The 19797-nt window shown below is 60.9% G+C and carries 21 protein-coding genes; 14 read left to right on the top strand and 7 right to left on the bottom strand.

The window, feature by feature from the left end; all coding sequences use genetic code 11:
- Positions 1-82 precede the first annotated feature (82 nt).
- The 5 genes from NKI58_RS21805 to argE all read right to left on the bottom strand — a co-directional run bounded on the left by NKI58_RS21805 (position 83) and on the right by argE (position 5227).
- Positions 83-1558: an NAD-dependent succinate-semialdehyde dehydrogenase gene (locus tag NKI58_RS21805; RefSeq protein WP_352593977.1), complete on the bottom strand. Its 1476-nt coding sequence runs from the start codon at positions 1556-1558 to the stop codon at positions 83-85.
- 18 nt (positions 1559-1576) lie between these two features.
- A complete protein-coding gene (locus NKI58_RS21800) occupies positions 1577-2620 on the bottom strand; it encodes a tartrate dehydrogenase (protein WP_352827547.1) in 1044 nt (347 codons plus the stop codon).
- Positions 2621-2791: 171 nt separating this feature from the next.
- Positions 2792-3148, bottom strand: a complete 357-nt coding sequence (locus NKI58_RS21795; protein ID WP_023678793.1) for a cupin domain-containing protein — start codon at positions 3146-3148, stop codon at positions 2792-2794.
- 14 nt (positions 3149-3162) lie between these two features.
- Positions 3163-4086, bottom strand: a complete 924-nt coding sequence (locus tag NKI58_RS21790; RefSeq protein ID WP_352593975.1) for a 2-hydroxyacid dehydrogenase — start codon at positions 4084-4086, stop codon at positions 3163-3165.
- 16 nt (positions 4087-4102) lie between these two features.
- Positions 4103-5227 (bottom strand): acetylornithine deacetylase, encoded by a 1125-nt coding sequence (gene argE, locus NKI58_RS21785; RefSeq protein ID WP_352593974.1) that lies wholly within the window; start codon positions 5225-5227, stop codon positions 4103-4105.
- Between the two features lie 242 nt (positions 5228-5469).
- Between argE and NKI58_RS21780 the strand changes: the two genes are divergently transcribed.
- The 6 genes from NKI58_RS21780 (at position 5470) to NKI58_RS21755 (ending at position 10562) form a co-directional block, all read left to right on the top strand.
- On the top strand, positions 5470-6348 hold the full coding sequence (locus NKI58_RS21780; protein ID WP_352593973.1) for a GNAT family N-acetyltransferase: 879 nt from the start codon (positions 5470-5472) through the stop codon (positions 6346-6348).
- A 66-nt stretch (positions 6349-6414) separates the two neighbouring features.
- A complete protein-coding gene (locus NKI58_RS21775) occupies positions 6415-6594 on the top strand; it encodes a YdhR family protein (RefSeq protein WP_352593972.1) in 180 nt (59 codons plus the stop codon).
- 440 nt (positions 6595-7034) lie between these two features.
- Positions 7035-8003, top strand: coding sequence for a helix-turn-helix domain-containing protein (locus NKI58_RS21770; RefSeq protein WP_352594023.1), 969 nt, complete (start codon positions 7035-7037; stop codon positions 8001-8003).
- 145 nt (positions 8004-8148) lie between these two features.
- Positions 8149-9666 (top strand): aldehyde dehydrogenase, encoded by a 1518-nt coding sequence (gene adh / locus NKI58_RS21765; RefSeq protein WP_352593971.1) that lies wholly within the window; start codon positions 8149-8151, stop codon positions 9664-9666.
- Between the two features lie 69 nt (positions 9667-9735).
- On the top strand, positions 9736-10068 hold the full coding sequence (locus NKI58_RS21760; protein ID WP_352455633.1) for a DUF779 domain-containing protein: 333 nt from the start codon (positions 9736-9738) through the stop codon (positions 10066-10068).
- 62 nt (positions 10069-10130) lie between these two features.
- On the top strand, positions 10131-10562 hold the full coding sequence (locus NKI58_RS21755; RefSeq protein WP_352593970.1) for a potassium channel family protein: 432 nt from the start codon (positions 10131-10133) through the stop codon (positions 10560-10562).
- A 12-nt stretch (positions 10563-10574) separates the two neighbouring features.
- Here the strand turns inward: NKI58_RS21755 and hemN are convergent, their stop codons facing one another.
- On the bottom strand, positions 10575-11924 hold the full coding sequence (gene hemN, locus NKI58_RS21750) for an oxygen-independent coproporphyrinogen III oxidase (protein ID WP_352640981.1): 1350 nt from the start codon (positions 11922-11924) through the stop codon (positions 10575-10577).
- A 155-nt stretch (positions 11925-12079) separates the two neighbouring features.
- On the opposite strand from hemN, the gene NKI58_RS21745 reads away from it, so the two are divergent.
- Positions 12080-12808: a Crp/Fnr family transcriptional regulator gene (locus tag NKI58_RS21745; RefSeq protein WP_352593968.1), complete on the top strand. Its 729-nt coding sequence runs from the start codon at positions 12080-12082 to the stop codon at positions 12806-12808.
- On the opposite strand, the gene NKI58_RS21740 is transcribed toward NKI58_RS21745, so the two are convergent.
- Positions 12805-13221, bottom strand: coding sequence for a hemerythrin domain-containing protein (locus NKI58_RS21740; RefSeq protein WP_352594022.1), 417 nt, complete (start codon positions 13219-13221; stop codon positions 12805-12807). The two genes, NKI58_RS21745 and NKI58_RS21740, sit on opposite strands and share 4 nt — an antisense overlap.
- Before the next feature lie 252 nt (positions 13222-13473).
- On the opposite strand from NKI58_RS21740, the gene ccoN reads away from it, so the two are divergent.
- The 7 genes from ccoN to NKI58_RS21705 form a co-directional block, all read left to right on the top strand.
- Positions 13474-15084, top strand: a complete 1611-nt coding sequence (gene ccoN, locus NKI58_RS21735; RefSeq protein ID WP_352593967.1) for a cytochrome-c oxidase, cbb3-type subunit I — start codon at positions 13474-13476, stop codon at positions 15082-15084.
- Positions 15085-15095: 11 nt separating this feature from the next.
- Complete coding sequence (gene ccoO / locus NKI58_RS21730) at positions 15096-15827, top strand: cytochrome-c oxidase, cbb3-type subunit II (protein ID WP_352578058.1); 732 nt, start codon at positions 15096-15098, stop codon at positions 15825-15827.
- 12 nt (positions 15828-15839) lie between these two features.
- Positions 15840-15989 (top strand): cbb3-type cytochrome c oxidase subunit 3, encoded by a 150-nt coding sequence (locus NKI58_RS21725; RefSeq protein ID WP_352593966.1) that lies wholly within the window; start codon positions 15840-15842, stop codon positions 15987-15989.
- Between the two features lie 2 nt (positions 15990-15991).
- Positions 15992-16855, top strand: coding sequence for a cytochrome-c oxidase, cbb3-type subunit III (gene ccoP, locus NKI58_RS21720; RefSeq protein ID WP_352593965.1), 864 nt, complete (start codon positions 15992-15994; stop codon positions 16853-16855).
- 217 nt (positions 16856-17072) lie between these two features.
- Positions 17073-18632: a cytochrome c oxidase accessory protein CcoG gene (ccoG, locus tag NKI58_RS21715; RefSeq protein ID WP_352593964.1), complete on the top strand. Its 1560-nt coding sequence runs from the start codon at positions 17073-17075 to the stop codon at positions 18630-18632.
- On the top strand, positions 18629-19126 hold the full coding sequence (locus NKI58_RS21710; RefSeq protein ID WP_352593963.1) for a FixH family protein: 498 nt from the start codon (positions 18629-18631) through the stop codon (positions 19124-19126). Before ccoG ends, NKI58_RS21710 begins: the two co-directional genes overlap by 4 nt.
- The coding region (locus NKI58_RS21705) for a heavy-metal-associated domain-containing protein (RefSeq protein ID WP_352828682.1) at positions 19123-19797 on the top strand (675 nt) is incomplete at its 3' end. The genes NKI58_RS21710 and NKI58_RS21705, both read left to right, overlap by 4 nt.

The following is a 19797-nucleotide window of genomic DNA, read 5'->3' as shown; positions in this document are numbered from 1 at the left end:
AGAAAGGGGCGGTTTTCACCGCCCCTTTCTTGTGGTTCCAACGCTTTAGGGCTGCAAGTGTTTCCACCTGCGTGCAAGATAACTAGTTAAGCCCGCCAACATGAAGCGCCTTGACCTCGAGATATTCCTCGATGCCGAGCTGCGATCCTTCGCGCCCCACTCCCGACTGCTTGACACCGCCGAAAGGCGCAACCTCGGTCGAGATCATGCCTGTGTTGAGCCCGACCATACCGAACTCCAGCGCCTCGGCAACACGCCATGAGCGCTTGAGGTTGTCGGTGTAGAAGTAGGCGGCAAGGCCGAACGGCGTACCGTTCGCAATGGCGATGGCCTCTTCCTCCGTCTCGAAGCGAAAAAGCGGCGCCACCGGACCGAACGTCTCTTCCGATGCCAGGAGCATCCCCGTAGTAGCTTCTCCCAGCACGACGGGCCGTGCATATTGCTTACCCTCCGGCATCGTCTCGCTTTGGGCGATGATCTGCGCACCTTTCGCCCGTGCATCCGCGATGTGACGCTCGATCTTGTCGATCGCGGCCGCGTTGATCATCGGGCCGATCTCAGTGCCCTCGTCGGTCCCTGCGCCAACCTTCATCCGCGTGACGCGCTGGCTCAGCTTTTCGGCGAAAGCATCGTAAACGCCTTCCTGCACGAGAATCCGGTTCGCGCAGACGCAGGTTTGACCGCCATTGCGGAACTTGGATGCGATCACCCCTTCAACTGCCTTATCCAGATCGGCGTCGTCAAAGACGATAAAGGGTGCGTTGCCGCCAAGCTCCAGGCTCAGCCGCTTGATGCTATCGGCCGCGCCACGCATGAGTAGCGCACCGACGCGGGTCGAACCGGTGAACGAGATCTTGCGCACCGTCTCGTTGGCCATCAGTTCGTTGCCGATTTCGATGGGCATGCCGGTTACAATATTGATCACGCCGGCAGGGATACCTGCCCGTTCCGCCAGAACGCCGAGCGCCAGCGCCGAGAATGGCGTAAATTCCGACGGCTTGATGACAACCGTACAACCTGCGGCCAGCGCCGGTGCCACTTTGCGTGCGATCATCGCGTTGGGAAAATTCCACGGCGTGATGATGGCGCAGACGCCGACAGGTTCTTTCAGCACCAGAATGCGGCGATCGGCCGTGGGTGACGGAATGGTCGAGCCACCGATCCGGCGCGCCTCCTCCGCAAACCATTTCACAAAAGATGCGCCGTAGCGGATTTCATCCACCGCCTCGGCAAGCGGCTTGCCCTGTTCCAGCGTAAGCAGGAGCGCGAGATCCTGTTCGTGCTGACGAATGAGGTCGTGCCAGCGCTCCAGAAGTCCTGCACGCTCGGCATGGGTCTTCTTCTTCCAGCTTTTGAAGGCCTCAGCCGCGGCGCCGATTGCGGCTCTCGTCTCGTTCTCCCCCATTGCGGGAACAGTGCCGAGAACACTTTGGCTGGCAGGGTCAATGACATCGACCACGCCCTTCGTTTCGCCATCCCGCCAGACACCGCCAATCAGCGCCTGCTGGCGGAAAAGGTCGGAATCGTTGAACATGCCAATCTTCGTCATCGCATTCATGGTCTTTCCTCTGCTTTTTCAGATCAATCCTGCCAGCACGGCCTGCGTGATTGTTTCAGTCCTGTCCTTGCCAGCGATCGTGCCAATCCCCCGCGCGGTTGCGGACTCGATTGCGGACATCACTTCTGCCGCAGCCTGCCCCTCACCCAGATGCTCGAGCATCATCGCACCGGACCAGATCGTGGCGATCGGATTGGCGACACCGAGATGCCCGATGTCGGGCGCCGAACCATGGACCGGCTCGAACATGGAAGGCGCGCTGCGATCGGGATTGATATTGGCGGAGGCGGCGTAACCCAGCCCGCCCTGAATGGCCGCTCCAATATCGGTGAGGATGTCGCCGAAAAGGTTCGATGCGACGATTACGTCGAGGCTTTCCGGCGCCAGGACCATACGGGCGGCAATGGCGTCGATGTGGTAGTGCGAGACCTCCACATCGGCATAGTCTTTTGCCAACTCGCGCGTGACCTCATCCCAGAAAACCATGGTGTGTTTCTGCGCGTTGGATTTGGTGACAGATGCGAGCTTCCTGCGACGCGCCCGCGCCTGTTCGAAACCGAAACGGATGATCCGTTCGACACCCGTACGCGTGAAGATCGCAGTCTCTACCGCGACCTCATCGGCCGTGCCGGAATGAACGCGCCCACCGGCGCCGGAATATTCGCCTTCCGTATTCTCGCGGATGCACAGGATATCGAAACCATCGGAGCGCAGCGGCCCCTGAACGCCCGGCAACAGCCGGTGCGGTCGTATGTTGGCGTACTGCGTGAACCCTCTCCGGATCGGCAGGAGCAGTCCGTGAAGCGATACCGAGTCGGGCACTTCCGCGGACCAACCCACAGCGCCGAGATAGATCGCATCGAATTTTCGAAGTGTCTCGATGCCGTCTGACGGCATCATTGCACCGGTCTCCAGGTAGTAGGCGCACGACCACGGGAATCTTGTGTCATCAAGGGCGAAACCGCCCTGCTTAGCCGCCGCCTGCAGCACCTGCCATGCCGCCTGCGTCACGTCCTTGCCGATGCCGTCGCCGGGGATCAGCGCTATCTTGTAGGTCTTCATTGATGGAGGTCCTCATTCGCACTGGCGTCACCGGAACAGTAGTCGACCGCCCGCCGCATTTTCCGTCGAGGTTGAGCTCTCCGACGGCGTCGAATCGCGTCAGGCGGAACCTGGAAAGCCGATTGTTCTGGAACCGCCGCGCGCTATTCGGCCGGACCTTGAGCACTGAACTCAGTCATAAACGCAGACGTAGATTTTGCGCACGGTCTCGATAGTGCGCCAGACGCCGACGAAACCAGGCTTCATCACGAAACTGTCGCCGGCGCGGTAGGTCTTGGTCTCACCGCCCTTCTCCTCGATTTCGACGAGACCCGAAACGATGTGGCAGAACTCGTAGATCGTGCCCTTGATCGAATGCGTCTCGCCGGGCGTCGCCTCCCAGACACCGGTGAGCACCTTTTCTCCCTTCGAGGCATCCTGCGCCCAGGTCTTGAAGGATGGATTGCCGGAAATGAGCCGCTCCGGAGCCGGTAGTGCCTCCTTCGGCGCGAAGTCTGGAACTGTGTCGATCGTGATCAGAAGTGACATGTGATGTTTCCTGGTTAGTAGCCGAGTGTCCGATCGACGAGGCCGATCAGTTCTTCTCCGGCGCGGTGGCGCCGGATGTTGTCAACGACGGATTGTGCCGCCGTATGCGGTTGCGTCACCGAGGCGATGTGCGGCGTTATCATCACCTTCGGATGCGACCACAGCGGATGGTCTTCCGGGAGCGGTTCTGGATCGGTGACATCAAGCATCGCCGCAAATACGTGACCGGTGTCGAGCGCGTTGATCAGCGCGGCCTGGTCCAGTTGCGGACCCCTGCCGACATGCAGCAGCTGCGCCCCGACGGGCAGTAAGTCGAAGAACTCTGCATCGAGCATGCCGTGCGTTTGTTCCGTGAGCGGAAGCAGGCAGACGAGAATATCCGTTTGCTTCAAAAAGCCCGCGAGTTGGTCCGTGCCGTGAAAACAGGCGACGTCCTCTATCCGCTTTTCGCTGCGGCCCCACCCGGCAAGCGGAAACTGGAAGGGCTTCAAGCGCTCGATAGCCGCCTGGGCCAGCATGCCAAGGCCGAGGAAGCCAACCCGGCGTTCGGCCGCCTGTCGAGCGGCAATCGGTTGCCAGAGGCATCTTTTCTGCTGCTCAAGATAGGCGGGCATCTCGCGGTGGAGAGTCAACACGCCGAGCGCGACGTATTCCTGCATCATGCGTATGATGCCGTCCTCGACCATGCGCACAAGCTTCACATGGCTTGGCACCACGTCCTGCTTGAACTGGTCGACGCCCGCGCCGATGCAAAACAGCACTTCCAGATTGCGGTAGCGCGAGATCTCGTCCGGCACCGTCCAGGTGATGAGATAGCGCACCTTCTCCGGCTCCATCTCGTCCCCGGAATGGACGAATTCCAGATCTGGGAGCTGGCGCGCAAAGATCTCGCGGAAGACCGCAGCACGCGCCGCATCGGAATTGAAAAGAAACGCCATGGTGACCGCCCTTCCTTCAGGCCGCAAGACGCGCGCCGAGCCCCTCGATCATCTTCCGGCAAGCGGCGAGTTCACCAATCTCGATATATTCGTCGGGACGATGGGCACGGTCGATGTCGCCGGGTCCGCAAACGACCGCATCGATGCCGGCCTGCTGATAAAGTCCGGCCTCCGTGCCGTAACTCACAGCTGTCAGCGGCTCCTGCCCCGTCAGCTCCGTCAGAACGGCCGCTAGCTCGCTCCCGTTGCCGGGCGCAAGGGCGGGATAGGTGCTCAACTCATGCCACGCCACATCGAAGCCGCTGTCTCGCAGAGCGAAAAGCCGGGCCTTGACCGGCTCAAGCAGGGAGGCTGGAGAAACGCCGGGCACGGCGCGCGCCTCGATATCGGCTGTGCAGTGGCCAGCGATGATGTTGACCGCCTGTCCACCGGCGATGACGCCCACCTGCAAGGAAGAATACGGGGGCTCGAAATTTTGATCGAGCGGCCCGTCGGCGAGGGATTGGCCGTAGGCCACGGCGTGCGCGATGACGCCGGCCATGGCGTGCACGGCGTTGAGTCCGAGATCGGGGCGTGAGGAATGGCCGGATCGCCCGATCACCTCGAGCCGCGCGGCAGCCTTCCCCTTGTGCGCGCGCACGGGCTGCATCCGGCTCGGCTCGCCGACAATCGCGCAAAGCGGCCTCTCGCATAAGCTCGGCAACGCGGCTAGGAGATGCGGCACACCACGGCACCCAGCCTCTTCGTCATATGAGAATGCGAGATGAACTGGCTGCCGCAGGTTCATCGCCGCAAGTCCTGGGAGCGCCGCCAATGCGCAGGCGAGGAAGCCCTTCATGTCGGAGGTGCCGCGGCCGTAAAGCCTGCCGCCCTCGCGGCGCAGAACGAAGGGGTCCGAGCTCCATTCCGGCTCGCTGGCCGGGACGACATCCATATGCCCGGAGATGATGTAGCCCCGACCCTGGCGCGGGCCGATCGTGAGGAAAAGGTTGGACCGGTCACCCTCGGGGCCGGGGAGGACCGTCACCTCGGCTCGGGCCGCCTGACAGTAGTCGCGGATCCAATCGACGATCGCGCCGTTTGGCGTGCCCACAACAGAGGGAAATGCAACCAGGGTCGCGAGGATTTCTTCCACGTTCATGGCGGTCCGCTCTGCTTGCACACTATCACCGGGTGCAACCAGCCTATCCGCAGGCAGCAGTGTTCCCTGCCGAATTGCGTCGTGCTTTGGCCGAAGATTGCGAAAAAGCACCTCGAACCAGCGAAACCTGCTGGCTTTCCCGTATAATGCTGCGGCAAAAGAGGTATGTCGCGACATGGCGATCGATGACAGGATCAACACCGCGTGCCTTGCGCATTCGTTGAAGGAGCGGATCGATTGAGATGCAGAGATCAGTACGCCTGAAATCCTTCGAACTGGTCGCGCGGGACATTGATGATGTCGACGTCAAGCTGCTGCACGCGCTGTCGATCTCAGTCCGCTGGCCTCACCGGCCGAAGGATTGGGACTTTCTGCGCCGTGCCGGACGCGGCATTGTTGCCGTTGATGGTATTGGACGCGTTTTCGGGAGCGCGATGTGGTTTCCCCACGGGGACGACTTTGCCACCATTGGCCTGGTGATCACAACGCCACGCACACAAGCGCAAGGAGGCGGCCGATGGCTCATGGACCTAGTCCTTGAGCAGTGCGGCGATCGCAATTTGGCGCTCAACGCGACCCATGCTGCCTACCCCCTCTACGTTTCACTCGGCTTCACGACCGAGGCGATCGTATATCAGCGCCAGGGGGAGGTCCCACAAACACTCCCGGCTATGCCGGCCTTGAACGGTGAATTGCAGGCGCTGTCGAGCGACAGGCTTAAGGACATCACTCCGCTGGATACGCGCGCGTTAGGGATAAACCGCGAGAGGCTGCTCGCGTTGCTCGCAGTGGATGCCTCAATCTGCACTTTGAGCCGCGGCGGCGAAATCGTCGGCTATTCCATGTGTCGCGAGTTCGGTCGTGGTCACGTGATCGGCCCCATGGTCGCGCGAAACGATCTCGACGCGGTCCATCTTACAGCCCTGCATCTGAAGGAACTGGCAGGACGATTCGCCCGCGTCGACACCCGCGAGAAGGATGGCGTGTTTGCCGCGTTTCTCCAGCAGAGCGGCCTCGGCATTGCCGAGACCGTTACGACCATGTCCAAAGGGCGCCGCTTCCTGAACCGGCAAGACAATGGGCCTTGGGTCTATGGATTGGCCGGCCACGCCTTGAGCTGAATGCAAGCATACTGTCGCCTTCAACCAGCCGTCAGAGAATCAATGAGCCCGGGCTGATCTGGAAGTGTGGACCGAGGCGCCCGATCGAGATGTTGCGGGCGGGTCTATTTGTTCGACAGCGTCGAGCACGCGCAAGCGTATATCGAGAAACATTCCGCGCACCTGAACTGTTTCGGTATCGCCGACATCGGCGTTCGCTCGTACGCTGTCAACGAACGGCTGTCGATGGCCACCCGTGGACGATGAGCCGATATTGATATGTAATAATTTGGTGGGCCCGGAGGATGTGCCGAAAGCGTTGATTTGTTGGGTTTTGGAGGCCACAATCAGAAAGCTTCCCGTATTGTTCCGCACGATCCCGCAGCTGATTATGGTCAGCCGTCTTTGCTATGGATCAATGAATGCCCAGTTCATACCGGTAGGCTTGCGGGGATCAGCCGAACAGTTGCCTGGAAGAGAGAGAGAGAGAGAGAGAGTGTGTGTGTGGGGGGCACAGGCGAGGACGACTACCCATTGGCCAACGTCACTGACTGACAGGAAAACATAGCGGATGTCTGGTTCTTCTGTCGAATTGACAGTGCGGTGATCGAAAGCGGAACTTGGCAGGACACCAGCGTTAGCTTGCCTTGAAGCAGCCGTGGTTTAGTAGCCGACAGGAAGAGAGCTGGGGTTCTGGGAGGACAAGCATGGGTGAGGATCTATCCGGTCATCACGCCGACCGCGTTCAGGCCGCGATCGCTTCGGACGCGGCGGCGAAGTCCGCGCTGGTCGCTTCCTGGCGACGGTCTTCCAGTCTGCACCGGCTCGATCCGGCCGATTGCAGCCCCCCACGCTATCTGACAGAGGCGGAATTGGGAGAGGCCCGGCAACGCATCGGGCCGCTCGTCCGGGTTGCTCAATCAAGCCTGGACCGGCTCTATCTTGCGGTGGGCGGCGTTGGATGCTGCGTCCTGCTCGCCGATCGCGACGGCGTGCCGGTCGAACGGCGCGGCGCGCCTGTGGACGACGAGACGTTTCGTTCCTGGGGGTTATGGACAGGGTCCGTCTGGAACGAGGAGAGCGAGGGCACCAACGGTATCGGCACCTGTCTGGTGGAACAGCGCGTCCTGACGATCCACCGTGATCAGCATTTTCACACGCGCAACACCGGGCTGAGCTGCACCACGGCTCCGATTTATGATTACCGTGGAGACCTTGCGGCTGCCCTTGACGTGTCTTCCTGCCGGGCTGATCTGACCGAGGTCTTCTCCAAGCTTATTTCCATGGCCGTCGTCGACGCGGCGCGTCGGATCGAGGCCGAGAACTTCAAAATGGCATTCCCCAAGGCGCGCATTCTGCTGGCGCCGGTGCCCGACAAGGGTTCCGGCGCGTTGATCGCGGTTGATGCGGACGACCTTGTGGTCGGCGCGACCCGTTCGGCTCGCCTGGCGCTTGGAATTACGCAACAGTGTCTCGACAAGCCGATGCCTGCGGCCGATCTGCTCGGTTGGGCCGAGAGCCGCCCCGAAGTCCTCGCCGAGGCGGAGCGCGGCGTTCTGCAGCGGGCGCTGGCGCGGGCAGACGGAAATGTCTCGGCCGCGGCCCATGCGCTCGGCATCAGTCGCGCCACGCTTCACCGCAAACTCAACCGCCTGGACGTCCACAGGTCCCACTGACTTTTGAAACGTCGCGTGACTGTCGCAATTCTGCGACACACCCGCCCGCCCACTGTCCCCGGCGCATTGGCAATAGCGGTGGGAGATCGCAAGTGTCTTCCCGAAGCGTCGCATTCCGCGGCGCCAGCTTTGCGGAGGAAGACACATGAACAAGGTAGAATTCTCACGCCCGGTCAAGGCGCCCTTCGACAAGCGCTACGGCAATTTCATCGGTGGCAAATGGGCCGAGCCGCGTTCGGGCCGTTATTTCGAAAACTTCTCGCCGGTGAATGGTCAGTTGCTCTGCGAGGTGGGTCGCTCGGATGCCCAGGACATCGAGGCGGCTTTAGACGCTGCCCATGCCGCCAAGGACGCCTGGGGGCGCAGGAGCGTGGCCGAGCGCTCACTCATCCTCAATCGCATCGCCGATCGCATGGAGGAAAACCTCGATCTTCTCGCATCTGCCGAAACCTGGGACAACGGCAAGCCGATCCGCGAAACGACCGCCGCCGACCTGCCTCTAGCCATCGACCATTTCCGCTATTTCGCCGGTGCCTTGCGTGGCCAGGAAGGCAGCCTTTCGCAGATCGACGACGATACCGTTGCCTATCATTTCCATGAGCCGCTCGGGGTGGTTGGCCAGATCATCCCGTGGAACTTCCCGCTGCTGATGGCCTGCTGGAAGCTTGCTCCCGCGCTTGCCGCCGGAAACTGCGTCGTGCTGAAGCCTGCCGAGCAGACGCCGGCTGCCATCTTGCTGTGGGCCGATCTTATCGGCGATCTGCTGCCGCCGGGTGTGCTCAACATTGTCAACGGCTTCGGCCTCGAAGCCGGTAAGCCGCTCGCGTCGTCGCCGCGCATTGCCAAAATCGCCTTCACCGGAGAAACCACGACCGGCCGGCTGATCATGCAGTATGCCAGCCAGAACCTGATCCCCGTCACCCTGGAACTGGGCGGCAAGTCGCCCAACATCTTCTTCAAGGACGTTGTCGCCGAAGACGACGATTTCTTCGACAAGGCGATCGAAGGCTTCGTCATGTTCGCGCTGAATCAGGGCGAAGTCTGCACCTGCCCGAGCCGCGCGCTCATTCATGAATCGATCTACGACAGGTTCATGGAACGTGCGCTGAAGCGTGTCGAGGCGATCGTGCAGGGCGATCCGCTCGACCCGGCAACGATGATCGGTGCCCAGGCATCATCCGAGCAGTTGGAAAAGATCCTGGCCTACATCGACATCGGCCGCCAGGAAGGCGCCGAGTTGCTGACCGGTGGCGAGCGCAACGTCCTGCCCGGCGATCTCGCCGGCGGCTACTACGTGAAGCCGACGGTGTTCAAGGGCCACAACAAGATGCGCATCTTCCAGGAAGAGATCTTCGGACCGGTGGTCTCGGTCACGACCTTCAAGGACGACGACGAAGCGCTCAGCATAGCCAACGATACGCTCTACGGCCTCGGCGCCGGTATCTGGACACGCGACAGCAACCGCGCCTACCGGTTCGGCCGCGCGATCCAGGCGGGCCGCGTCTGGACCAACTGCTACCACGCCTATCCCGCGCATGCGGCCTTCGGCGGCTACAAGCAGTCCGGCATCGGCCGCGAGACGCACAAGATGATGCTCGACCACTACCAGCAGACCAAAAACATGCTGGTCAGCTACAGCCCGAAGAAGCTCGGCTTCTTCTGATCGCCGCTTTGACCCACAGGCGCGGCTCCGCGAGGGGGCCGCGCCAAAGGCTGGAAATCGGAAAACATGATGCGAGCGAAGGTCACAGCGACACCGGCAGCCCTTGAACTGATCGCCGAGATTGTCGCCGAGCACGGTCCGGTGCTGTTTCATCAATCCGGCGGCTGCTGCGACGGCTCTTCGCCGATGTGCTATCCGCGTATCGGCTTCATCGTGGGCGACCAGGACGTGCTGCTCGGCCACATCGGCGACGCGCCGTTCTACATCGGTGCGTCGCAATTCGAGGCTTGGAAACATACCGATCTCATCATCGACGTGGTGCCGGGTCGCGGTGGCATGTTCTCGCTGGATAACGGGCGGGAGAAGCGGTTCCTGACCCGGTCGACAATCTGCACCGCATAGGCGAAACCTGCCGGTTTGATTTCGAGCAAGGAAGGCACCGCAGCAATCTCTACCTTCCGAAGATGATCCTCAATCTGCTCATCGGCACCGTCGTCATTAGCCTTACGGTCCTGGTTCACACCTTTGGTCTGATCGTGGTCACACATGTGATGGGTCACCTGGTCGCCCGGTTTCGCATGCACGGGCGCCGCAGCCGCATCGTTGCGATGATCAGCGTGGTGATGGGGCTCTTTGCCATCATGACCGCAGAGGTGTGGCTCTGGGCAGGACTATACCGGCTGCTCGATATCTTTCCTGACTTCGAAACCGCGCTGTACTTTTCCACCATCACCTTCTCGACCGTCGGGTACGGCGACATTGTGCCCGCTCACGCATGGCGCGTCCTCGCGGCTCTAGAGGGCGTGAACGGATTTCTTCTGATTGGCTGGTCGACCGCCTATCTGATCGCGGCCGGCACCCGCATTGGCCCATTCAAGGCCGGCGAGCATTTCTGAACGGGCGATCGTTCAGACCGCTACGGAATGCCTGGCTGTACCGGTTTCGAAATATTTGTCGAACTTCGCCGCGATGCTTCTGACAAAGGGCCGGCTTTCCGCCGGCACGACGAAGCGGTCACCATAAAGTTCAAGCAGCCGCGCAGGACCATGAAGAGCCGTGGAACTCGCCTTGAGGAGAAGTCTTTGGCCGGCTTCGCCAAAGCGCTCCACCAGCTCAATCGCCGAGAAGGCGAAGTCACACATCAATCGCTCGATGATCCAGCCGCGAACACGGTCGTCGTCGGAAAGCGCGATACCCCGAACAGCGGCCAGCCCGCCATCAGCAACCATGCGTCCATACTCGGCGGTCGAAGGCATGTTCTGTGCATAGCCCTGGCGAAACTGGCTGATGGATGACGGGCCAAGGCCGATCAAGGTCTCGCAGCGATCCTCGGTATAGCCCTGGAAGTTCCGGTGCAGTGTTCCGGCGCGGGCGGCAAGCGCGAGGGCATCGCCCGGTTTGGCGAAATGGTCGAGCCCGATTGCTTCGTATCCCTGGTCCACGATCGCCCGCGCCGCAAGTTGCGATTGAGCAAACCGCTCTGCCGGACCCGGCAGCCATGCCTCGTCGATCATCGTCTGATGTTTCTTGAACCACGGCACATGGGCGTAGCCAAAAAGCGCTATCCGGTCCGGTTCCAGGGTCAGTGCCTGCGCGACGGTGGAGGAGACACTCTCCCTGGTCTGGTGTGGCAAGCCGTAGAGCAGGTCCAGATTGACCGATTCGACGCCGCGCGAACGAACGCCGTCGACTACCGCTTTGGTCTGCAAAAAGCTCTGCTCGCGGTTAATTGCCTTTTGCACCTTCGGGTCAAAATCCTGGACGCCGAGGCTCGCACGGGTCATGCCGATTTCGGCGAGTGCGTCGAGGCGGGCATCGTCCATATCATTGGGTTCGATTTCGACGCTGATCTTGGCGCCGGGAAGAAAGGTGAAGCTGTTGCGCAGGGCGGTTCCCAGCGCCACCAGATCCTCCGGTTTGAGCATCGTTGGCGAACCGCCGCCGAAATGGACGGCACGCACGCGGCCCTTGCCTGCGACAAGACCGGCGACGGTGGCGATCTCGGCATGCAGTGAGCGAAGATATGTGGTCACCGGTTCGTAGTGGCGTGTCTGCTTGGTATGGCAGGCACAGAACCAGCAAAGCTTGTCGCAGTACGGGATGTGCAGATAGAGCGATATCTCGTGGCCCTCGTCGAGCGCCTGCAGCCAGCCCCGACAAACGGCAGCATCGACGCTTGCATTGAAATGCGGCGCTGTCGGGTAGCTCGTATAGCGCGGCACGTTCTCACCAAGTCTGGCAACTAATTCTGGCCGCACGTCTCTATCCGCTCCACTTTGCATGGCCCGACGTTGCCCACATTACTGGCCGGTAGCCTTGATTTCGGTCAAAGTCCGCGGTGGACAAACTGCCGCAAGGATTTTCCTGCCGCCGATGCTATCTTGCCGGCACTTTGGGTCCTCGGACGATCATGATGACAGTGCGTCAGGATATTCACAGCACCGGCATTCCAGTGCTTTGCCGATCATGCGAAGCGCGCCACCATGGCGTCTGCGGCGCGCTCGATCCCGATCAACTGGTGGGCCTCGCCAAGACCTCATCGAAGCACACCGTTGAACCGGGCGCAGAACTGATTGGTGACACCCAGACCGTCGACCGTTATTCGAACGTACTTTCCGGCGTGGTGAAGCTCACAAAGAGCCTGTCGGACGGACGCCAGCAGATTGTCGGCCTCCAGTTTGCCCCCGATTTCCTGGGCAGGCCCTTCAAGGTGGAGAGCGCGATCAACGCCGAAGCCGCAACGACCGTTTCCCTGTGTTCCTTTCCAAAAGCCGCCATCGAACGCATGATGAAGGAATCGCCACAGCTCGAGCATCGTCTCTTCAAGCAGACGCTCAATGAACTAGACGAAGCACGAGACTGGATGGTGACGCTGGGGCGCAAGAGTGCTGCGGAAAAGGTGGCGAGCTTTCTCCTGATGATCGCCAGGAATATCGATCCCACGCTTGACCCGGCGGCCCAGTCGACAAGCTTTGACCTGCCGCTGACGCGCGCCGACATCGCCGATTTTCTCGGCTTGACGATCGAGACGGTCAGCCGCCAACTGACCAGGCTGAGAACAGACAGCGTAATCCGGATCGACAACAACCGGCACATGACTGTGGAGAACATGAGCCGGCTGCAGCGACGCTCCGGCGCCTAACCGGTATCGACGACCCCGATCATCGGCAAGACGTGCTCGCGTTCGAAGGCGATATGCCGGCGCAAGCTTTCGAATAAGCCGCGCAGCATGAAGCCGACAGCCTCGGCATTCTCGACTGTCTCGCCATGGCCGATCGCCAGCAGGATTTCAGTCACCTCGCTGGCAAAGCATTCGTCCTCGACGTGTTCTGCGCGCAATCGACGAGTTGAAGCAAGGTTGGAATCGCTGCCAGTCAAAGCAGCCTCGTAGGCCGGAAAGATAACCGTCTCCTCGTATCGGTGAATGTTGCGCAACAGCGGAACGATCGCGTTGGCCACGCCAATACACTTCAGGCGATCTGCGGCCGGCAACGTATCGGCGATCTTTTCCAAGGCGTCACAAAGCCGCAGCTTTTCCCCATGGGCACGTTTCATCACAGCGCCAGGGAGGAACTCTCGATCGAACCGTCCGACCGGCATGGAAATCTCGCGGCGGGCTTCAAACAGCGACGATTTCCGCTCGTTCTCCCCGTCCAATGAAAGCCTCCTGATCGTTTGCGAGTTCGAAGCTGCCCAATCCAAAAGCAAATGGCTTTGACATGGATCAAGGCAGCGACGACGCGACTGCTGAATTGGTGTCAAGCGGATTGGTATCCGCGCATCCCAATCCGAGGTCGGGGACAGGTCATGAAGTTCGGCACGCAAATCTTCGCCTTGGGCCTGTTCACATTTGCGGCCCTTGTGGCAGCCGGGTTCGGTGTGGACGAGCCATTCCGGCAGCATATGTGGGTACTGTTTTTTGTGCTGCTCGGCTTTGTCGCCATCCTCATCCGCAACACGAATTTCGAAGTGGCTGCTCCGATCGACCCGTCCGCCTACATGGATGGGCCAGTCCGCTATGGCGCCATCGCCACCATGTTCTGGGGTGTCGTCGGCATGCTGGTCGGCGTCGTCATTGCGCTGCAACTTGCCTACCCCGATCTCAACATTCAGCCCTGGTTTAACTTCGGCCGTTTACGGCCATTGCATACGTCGGGCGTCGTCTTCGCCTTTGGCGGCAATGCGCTGCTCTGCACGTCCCTGTATGTCGTCCAGCGCACCTGCCGCGCGCGGCTGTTCGGCGGCGATCTCGGTTGGTTCGTGTTTTGGGGCTACCAGCTCTTCATCGTCATGGCCGCGACCGGCTACCTGCTCGGCATCACCGAGAGCCGCGAATACGCCGAACCCGAATGGTATGTGGATATCTGGCTGACCATCGTCTGGGTCGCCTATCTCATCCTGTTCCTCGGCACGATCCTGAAGCGCAAGGAGCCGCATATCTACGTCGCCAACTGGTTTTACCTGTCCTTCATCGTCACCATCGCGATGCTGCATGTGGTCAACAACCTGTCGATGCCGGCCTCATTCCTGGGTTCCAAGAGCTACTCCGCCTTTTCCGGCGTCCAGGACGCCCTGACGCAATGGTGGTACGGCCACAACGCCGTCGGCTTTTTCCTCACCGCCGGCTTCCTCGGCATGATGTATTACTTCGTGCCCAAGCAGGCGAACCGGCCGGTCTATTCCTACCGGCTGTCGATCGTCCATTTTTGGGCGATCATCTTTCTATACATCTGGGCCGGCCCCCATCACCTGCACTACACCGCCCTGCCCGACTGGGCGCAGACACTCGGCATGGTGTTCTCGATCATGCTGTGGATGCCGTCATGGGGCGGCATGATCAACGGCCTGATGACGCTGTCGGGCGCCTGGGACAAGCTGCGCACCGATCCGATTATCCGCATGATGGTGATGGCCATCGCCTTCTACGGCATGTCGACCTTCGAAGGTCCCATGATGTCGATCAAGACGGTCAATTCGCTGTCGCACTATACCGACTGGACCATAGGTCACGTGCACTCCGGTGCGCTCGGCTGGGTTGGGATGATCTCGTTCGGCGCGATCTATTACATGGTGCCGAAGCTTTGGAACCGCCAACGTCTCTATTCGCTGCGGCTCGTCACCTGGCACTTCTGGCTGGCGACGCTCGGCATCGTCGTCTACGCGGCCGTCATGTGGGTGTCCGGCATCATGCAGGGCCTGATGTGGCGCGAATACGACGAGCAGGGCTTCCTGGTCTACTCCTTTGCCGAAACCGTGGCCGCCATGCACCCCTACTATGTCATGCGCGCCATCGGCGGGGCCATGTACCTCTCCGGCGCCCTGATCATGGCCTGGAACATCGCCATGACCATCCTCGGCTACCAGCGCGAGGAAGAGCCGATGCCGGGCTCCCTGCCCGTCCTGCAGCCTGCCGAATAAGGAGCCAGACAATGGGCTTGATGGACAAACACGCACTGATCGAGAAGAACGCCACGCTTCTGCTCATCGGCTCTCTTCTTGTGGTGACTGTCGGCGGCATCGTCGAGATCGCACCGCTCTTCTATCTCGACAACACGATCGAGAAGGTCGAGGGCATGCGCCCTTACTCGCCGCTCGAACTTGTCGGGCGCAACATCTATGTGCGCGAGGGTTGCTACCTCTGCCATAGCCAGATGATCAGACCGTTCCGCGACGAGGTCGAGCGCTATGGTCACTACAGTCTGGCGGCCGAGTCGATGTACGATCATCCTTTCCAATGGGGATCGAAGCGCACCGGACCGGACCTCGCCAGGGTTGGCGACCGCTATTCCAATCAATGGCATGTCGAGCACCTTACGGATCCTCGTTCGGTGGTGCCTGAATCAATCATGCCGAGCTATGCGTTCCTGAAAGACACGCCGATCGAGGTGAAGGATTTCTCGACGCATCTGGTCGCCAACAGCCGTGTCGGTGTCCCCTACGGCGACGACATGATCGCACACGCCAGCGCCGACTTGATGGCGCAGGCTGATCCCAACGCCGACACATCCGGCCTCGAAGCCCGCTACCCCAAAGCCAAGATCGGCGACTTCGACGGCAACCCGCAACAGGTCACCGAAATGGACGCCCTCGTCGCCTATTTGCAGATGCTCGGCACGCTGGTCGATTTCAAGAACTACGACGAAGCCGCCGGCTACCGCTGAGGAGTTTTATCCATGGATTACGATTTGATGCGGGAGTTTGCCGACAGCTGGGGTCTGGTCGCCATGGCGCTTTTCTTTGTCGGCGCAATTGCCTTCGCCCTGCGCCCCGGCAGCCGCAAGTTGGCCGACGAAGCTGCCCGGATTCCCCTTGAGGACGAGTGATCATGAGCGACGAGCAGATCGATGAAATCTCTGGCATTTCGACCACCGGCCACGAATGGGATGGCATTCGGGAGCTGAACAACCCGCTTCCGCGCTGGTGGGTCGTAACCTTCTACGCCACCATTGTCTGGGCAATCGGATACACCATCGCCTATCCGGCATGGCCTTTGCTGCATTCGGCAACAACGGGCGTGCTCGGCTATTCGAGCCGCAACGAAGTCAAGAACGAGCTATCGGCGGCTGAAGCGGCGAAGGGCAAATATGTCGCGGCGATAGAATCGAAGAGTGTTTCGGAGATCGCGGCGGACGATGGTTTGCGCGAATTCGCGATCGCCGCTGGTGGCGCCGCGTTCAAGGTCAATTGCGTGCAATGTCATGGCTCCGGGGCCCAGGGCTCCAAGGGCTTCCCCAACCTCAATGACGATGACTGGCTGTGGGGCGGCAAGGCGGATCAGATCCAGCAGACGGTCACGCATGGTATCCGCTTCGCATCCGATCCGGATACGCGACTTTCGGAAATGCCAGCCTTTGGCGACATTATCACTGCCGACCAGATTAAACAGGTCAGCGCCTATATTGCCGGCCTGTCCCAAGCCGTCAGCGACGAATCTTTGGTGGCGCCCGGTGCCAAGGTTTTTGCGGAAAACTGCGTTGCTTGTCACGGCGACAACGCAAAGGGCAACAAGGAGCTCGGCGCTCCTGATCTGACCGATGCCATCTGGCTCTACGGATCGGGCGAAACGGCCATTGCCGCCCAGGTCACAGCGCCGAAACAAGGCGTGATGCCGGCCTGGGGGGCGCGCCTGGGCGAAACCAGGATCAAGGAGCTGGCGGTCTACGTGCATTCGCTAGGCGGTGGAGAATAGGAACGGGGGCCTATTCTCCGGCCCTCACCGCCGAAGCGACGAGGCCCGGCTCTGCCGGGGCTCGATTTGTTTTCCGTGGGCCAGGCGATTGACCTGCATCAACGCGGCGCAATCCAGTCGGCAGCAAAATCCGCTCGACGCTGTATTTCGCTGACCTGCCTGTGCCCAGTCAGAACATTTGCCCGGCGAAATCAAAGCTGCGCGACGGGAGAAACCAGTGCTGGACAATACGCAGGTAGAACGGCTCGAAGCCGAGGCGGTCAACTCCGCCAAAGTGCGACAGCCGATGTATGCCGCGCGCAAGAAGATCTTCCCGAAGCGGGCCTCGGGCAGCTTTCGCCGATTCAAATGGCTGGCAATGGCGGTCACGCTTGGTATCTACTATCTGACACCTTGGCTGCGGTGGGACCGCGGCCCGTTTGCCCCTGACCAGGCCGTGCTGCTCGATGTCGCCAACCGGCGTTTCTACTTCTTCTTCATCGAGATATGGCCGCAGGAATTCTACTATGTGGCCGGCCTTCTGGTCATGGCCGGCGTCGGTCTTTTCCTGGTTACGTCGACTGTCGGTCGTGCCTGGTGCGGCTATACGTGTCCGCAGACCGTGTGGGTCGATCTGTTCCTGGTCGTCGAGCGAGCTATCGAGGGCGACCGCAACGCGCGCATGAAGCTCGATGCCGGGCCTTGGACCGCCCGCAAGCTCGCGCTGAGAATGTCGAAACACGCCATCTGGCTGATCATAGGTGCAGCGACCGGCGGCGCCTGGATCTTCTATTTCGCCGATGCGCCGACCTTGCTCGTCGAACTCTTCACCGGCACGGCAGCGCCTATCGCCTACATCACCGTCGCTGTGCTCACAGCGACGACCTATACGTTCGGCGGGCTGATGCGCGAGCAGGTCTGCACCTATATGTGCCCGTGGCCGCGCATCCAGGCGGCCATGCTCGACGAAAGTTCGCTCACCGTCACGTACAATGACTGGCGCGGCGAACCGCGCACGCGCCACACCAAGAAGGTCCAGGCCGCCGGACAGTCAGTCGGCGATTGCGTCGACTGTAACGCCTGCGTGGCTGTCTGCCCGATGGGGATCGACATTCGCGATGGCCAGCAGCTCGAATGCATCACCTGCGCGCTCTGCATCGACGCCTGCGACGGCGTCATGGACAAGCTCGGCAAGGAGCGCGGCTTGATCTCCTACGCGACACTCTCCGACTACAATGCCAACATGATGCTGGCGACCGCGGGCGGCGCCTGTTCGGTCAATCCGTCATTGGTCAGGACCGCTGACGGCCTGTTTTCGGACAGGGTGGCGCATTTCCATGTCCGCAAGATCTTTCGGCCACGCACCTATGTCTACATGGCCATGTGGTCGCTGATCGGCCTGGGTCTGCTCTTTTCGCTGCTGACGCGCGACCGGCTCGAGATCAATGTTTTGCACGACCGCAATCCACAATTCGTGACGCTGTCCGACGGCTCGATCCGCAATGGCTATACCGTCAAGCTGCTGAACATGATCCCCGAACCAAGAACGATCGTCGTCAGCATTGGGGGTTTGCCAGGCGCAGAGATGAGCATCGTTGGTGTCGACCTCCCTGCCGATCGCTCTTTTGCGATCCAGGTCGAACCCGACCGCCTGAAGATGTTGAAGGTTTTCGTGCGCCTGCCTGCTGATCAGATCCATGGCGCAGCGCAGACCTTCACACTCCGGGTCGAGGACAAAGCGAGTTTCGAGTCCAACGAATACACCGCCACCTTCAACGCGCCGGAGATCGCCAGATGAACGCCACCACGCGAAAATCCCGGGAATTCACCGGCAGGCACATGTTGGCCATCATCCTTGCTTTTTTCGGCGTGGTCATCGCGGTCAATCTGACCATGGCGACGCTTGCCAATACAAGCTGGACCGGGCTTGTCGTCGAAAACACCTATGTGGCGAGCCAGCAATTCAACAGGAAGGCCGAGGAAGGGCGCGCGCAGGCAGCCCTCGGCTGGACCGGCAAGTTGACCATTGCATGGGGCGAAGTCCGCTATGGCGTCACCGACGCCGCCGGCAAGGGGGTTCCCTTGCATGGCGTCAAAGTGCTGTTTCGCCATCCCGCTTACGAGAAAGAAGATGAGTCCATCACGCTCGCCGCCGCCTCGGGCCACGAGTTTGCAGTGCAGCACATGCCAAGGGACGGTGTGTGGATCGTCGAAATCGACGCCGATGCCGGTCTGGCAAGGCCTTTCCACGACGTGCGCAGGATCATGATCTCCGATGGTGCGCTGAAATGAGCTGCTGTGCACCGGGCGCGGAAATGGCGCTGGATCTGGGCAACGCTACATCCGTCCTGCCGTCCAGCGAAGAGATCAAGCTGGCGAGCCGGTCGCTTGGCGATGGCCTTAGCCAGACCGATCTTTCAGTTCCGACGGTTCATTGCGCAGCCTGCATCCAGACAATCGAGACGGCGTTGTCAAAACTCGATCACGTCGAGGCCGCTCGCGTCAACCTGTCAACGAAGCGGGTCTCGGTCCGGTGGCGCGGGGACGAGGCCCCACCATTCGTCGCCATGCTGGGGCGGCTGGGTTACCAGGCGCATTTGTTCGAACCCGAGATTGGTGAAAAGGACAAAACGCTCTCGGAGCTTATCCGCGCCGTCGCTGTTGCCGGATTTGCGGCGGGCAACATCATGCTGCTGTCGGTTTCGGTCTGGTCCGGTGCCGAGGGCGCGACCCGCGACCTGTTCCACTGGGTCTCGGCACTGATCGCCATCCCCGCACTCGCCTTCGCCGGCGGCATCTTCTTCAAGTCGGCCTGGAATGCCTTGCGTCACGGCCGCATGAACATGGACGTGCCGATCGCGGTCGGCGTGTCGCTGGCCTATGCGATGAGCCTCCATGAGACGATCACCCATGGCGACCACGCCTATTTCGACGCGTCGGTGTCTCTGCTGTTCTTCCTGTTG

Origin of the sequence: Mesorhizobium sp. M0522 (assembly GCF_040321085.1) — a bacterium.
In the GTDB taxonomy this organism is placed as follows: Bacteria; Pseudomonadota; Alphaproteobacteria; order Rhizobiales; family Rhizobiaceae; genus Mesorhizobium.
Note: the sequence above shows the minus strand (reverse complement) of the source record. Positions and strands in the feature narration are given on the sequence as shown.

Bases quoted from the DNA above. Each gene is read 5' to 3' on its own strand.
- NKI58_RS21805 (WP_352593977.1), bottom strand. From the start codon at position 1,558: ATGAATGCGATGACGAAGATTGGCATGTTCAACGATTCCGACCTTTTC.
- NKI58_RS21800 (WP_352827547.1), bottom strand. From the start codon at position 2,620: ATGAAGACCTACAAGATAGCGCTGATCCCCGGCGACGGCATCGGCAAG.
- NKI58_RS21795 (WP_023678793.1), bottom strand. From the start codon at position 3,148: ATGTCACTTCTGATCACGATCGACACAGTTCCAGACTTCGCGCCGAAG.
- NKI58_RS21790 (WP_352593975.1), bottom strand. From the start codon at position 4,086: ATGGCGTTTCTTTTCAATTCCGATGCGGCGCGTGCTGCGGTCTTCCGC.
- argE (WP_352593974.1), bottom strand. From the start codon at position 5,227: ATGAACGTGGAAGAAATCCTCGCGACCCTGGTTGCATTTCCCTCTGTT.
- NKI58_RS21780 (WP_352593973.1), top strand. From the start codon at position 5,470: ATGCAGAGATCAGTACGCCTGAAATCCTTCGAACTGGTCGCGCGGGAC.
- NKI58_RS21770 (WP_352594023.1), top strand. From the start codon at position 7,035: ATGGGTGAGGATCTATCCGGTCATCACGCCGACCGCGTTCAGGCCGCG.
- adh (WP_352593971.1), top strand. From the start codon at position 8,149: ATGAACAAGGTAGAATTCTCACGCCCGGTCAAGGCGCCCTTCGACAAG.
- NKI58_RS21760 (WP_352455633.1), top strand. From the start codon at position 9,736: ATGCGAGCGAAGGTCACAGCGACACCGGCAGCCCTTGAACTGATCGCC.
- NKI58_RS21755 (WP_352593970.1), top strand. From the start codon at position 10,131: ATGATCCTCAATCTGCTCATCGGCACCGTCGTCATTAGCCTTACGGTC.
- NKI58_RS21745 (WP_352593968.1), top strand. From the start codon at position 12,080: ATGACAGTGCGTCAGGATATTCACAGCACCGGCATTCCAGTGCTTTGC.
- NKI58_RS21740 (WP_352594022.1), bottom strand. From the start codon at position 13,221: ATGAAACGTGCCCATGGGGAAAAGCTGCGGCTTTGTGACGCCTTGGAA.
- ccoN (WP_352593967.1), top strand. From the start codon at position 13,474: ATGAAGTTCGGCACGCAAATCTTCGCCTTGGGCCTGTTCACATTTGCG.
- ccoO (WP_352578058.1), top strand. From the start codon at position 15,096: ATGGGCTTGATGGACAAACACGCACTGATCGAGAAGAACGCCACGCTT.
- NKI58_RS21725 (WP_352593966.1), top strand. From the start codon at position 15,840: ATGGATTACGATTTGATGCGGGAGTTTGCCGACAGCTGGGGTCTGGTC.
- ccoP (WP_352593965.1), top strand. From the start codon at position 15,992: ATGAGCGACGAGCAGATCGATGAAATCTCTGGCATTTCGACCACCGGC.
- NKI58_RS21710 (WP_352593963.1), top strand. From the start codon at position 18,629: ATGAACGCCACCACGCGAAAATCCCGGGAATTCACCGGCAGGCACATG.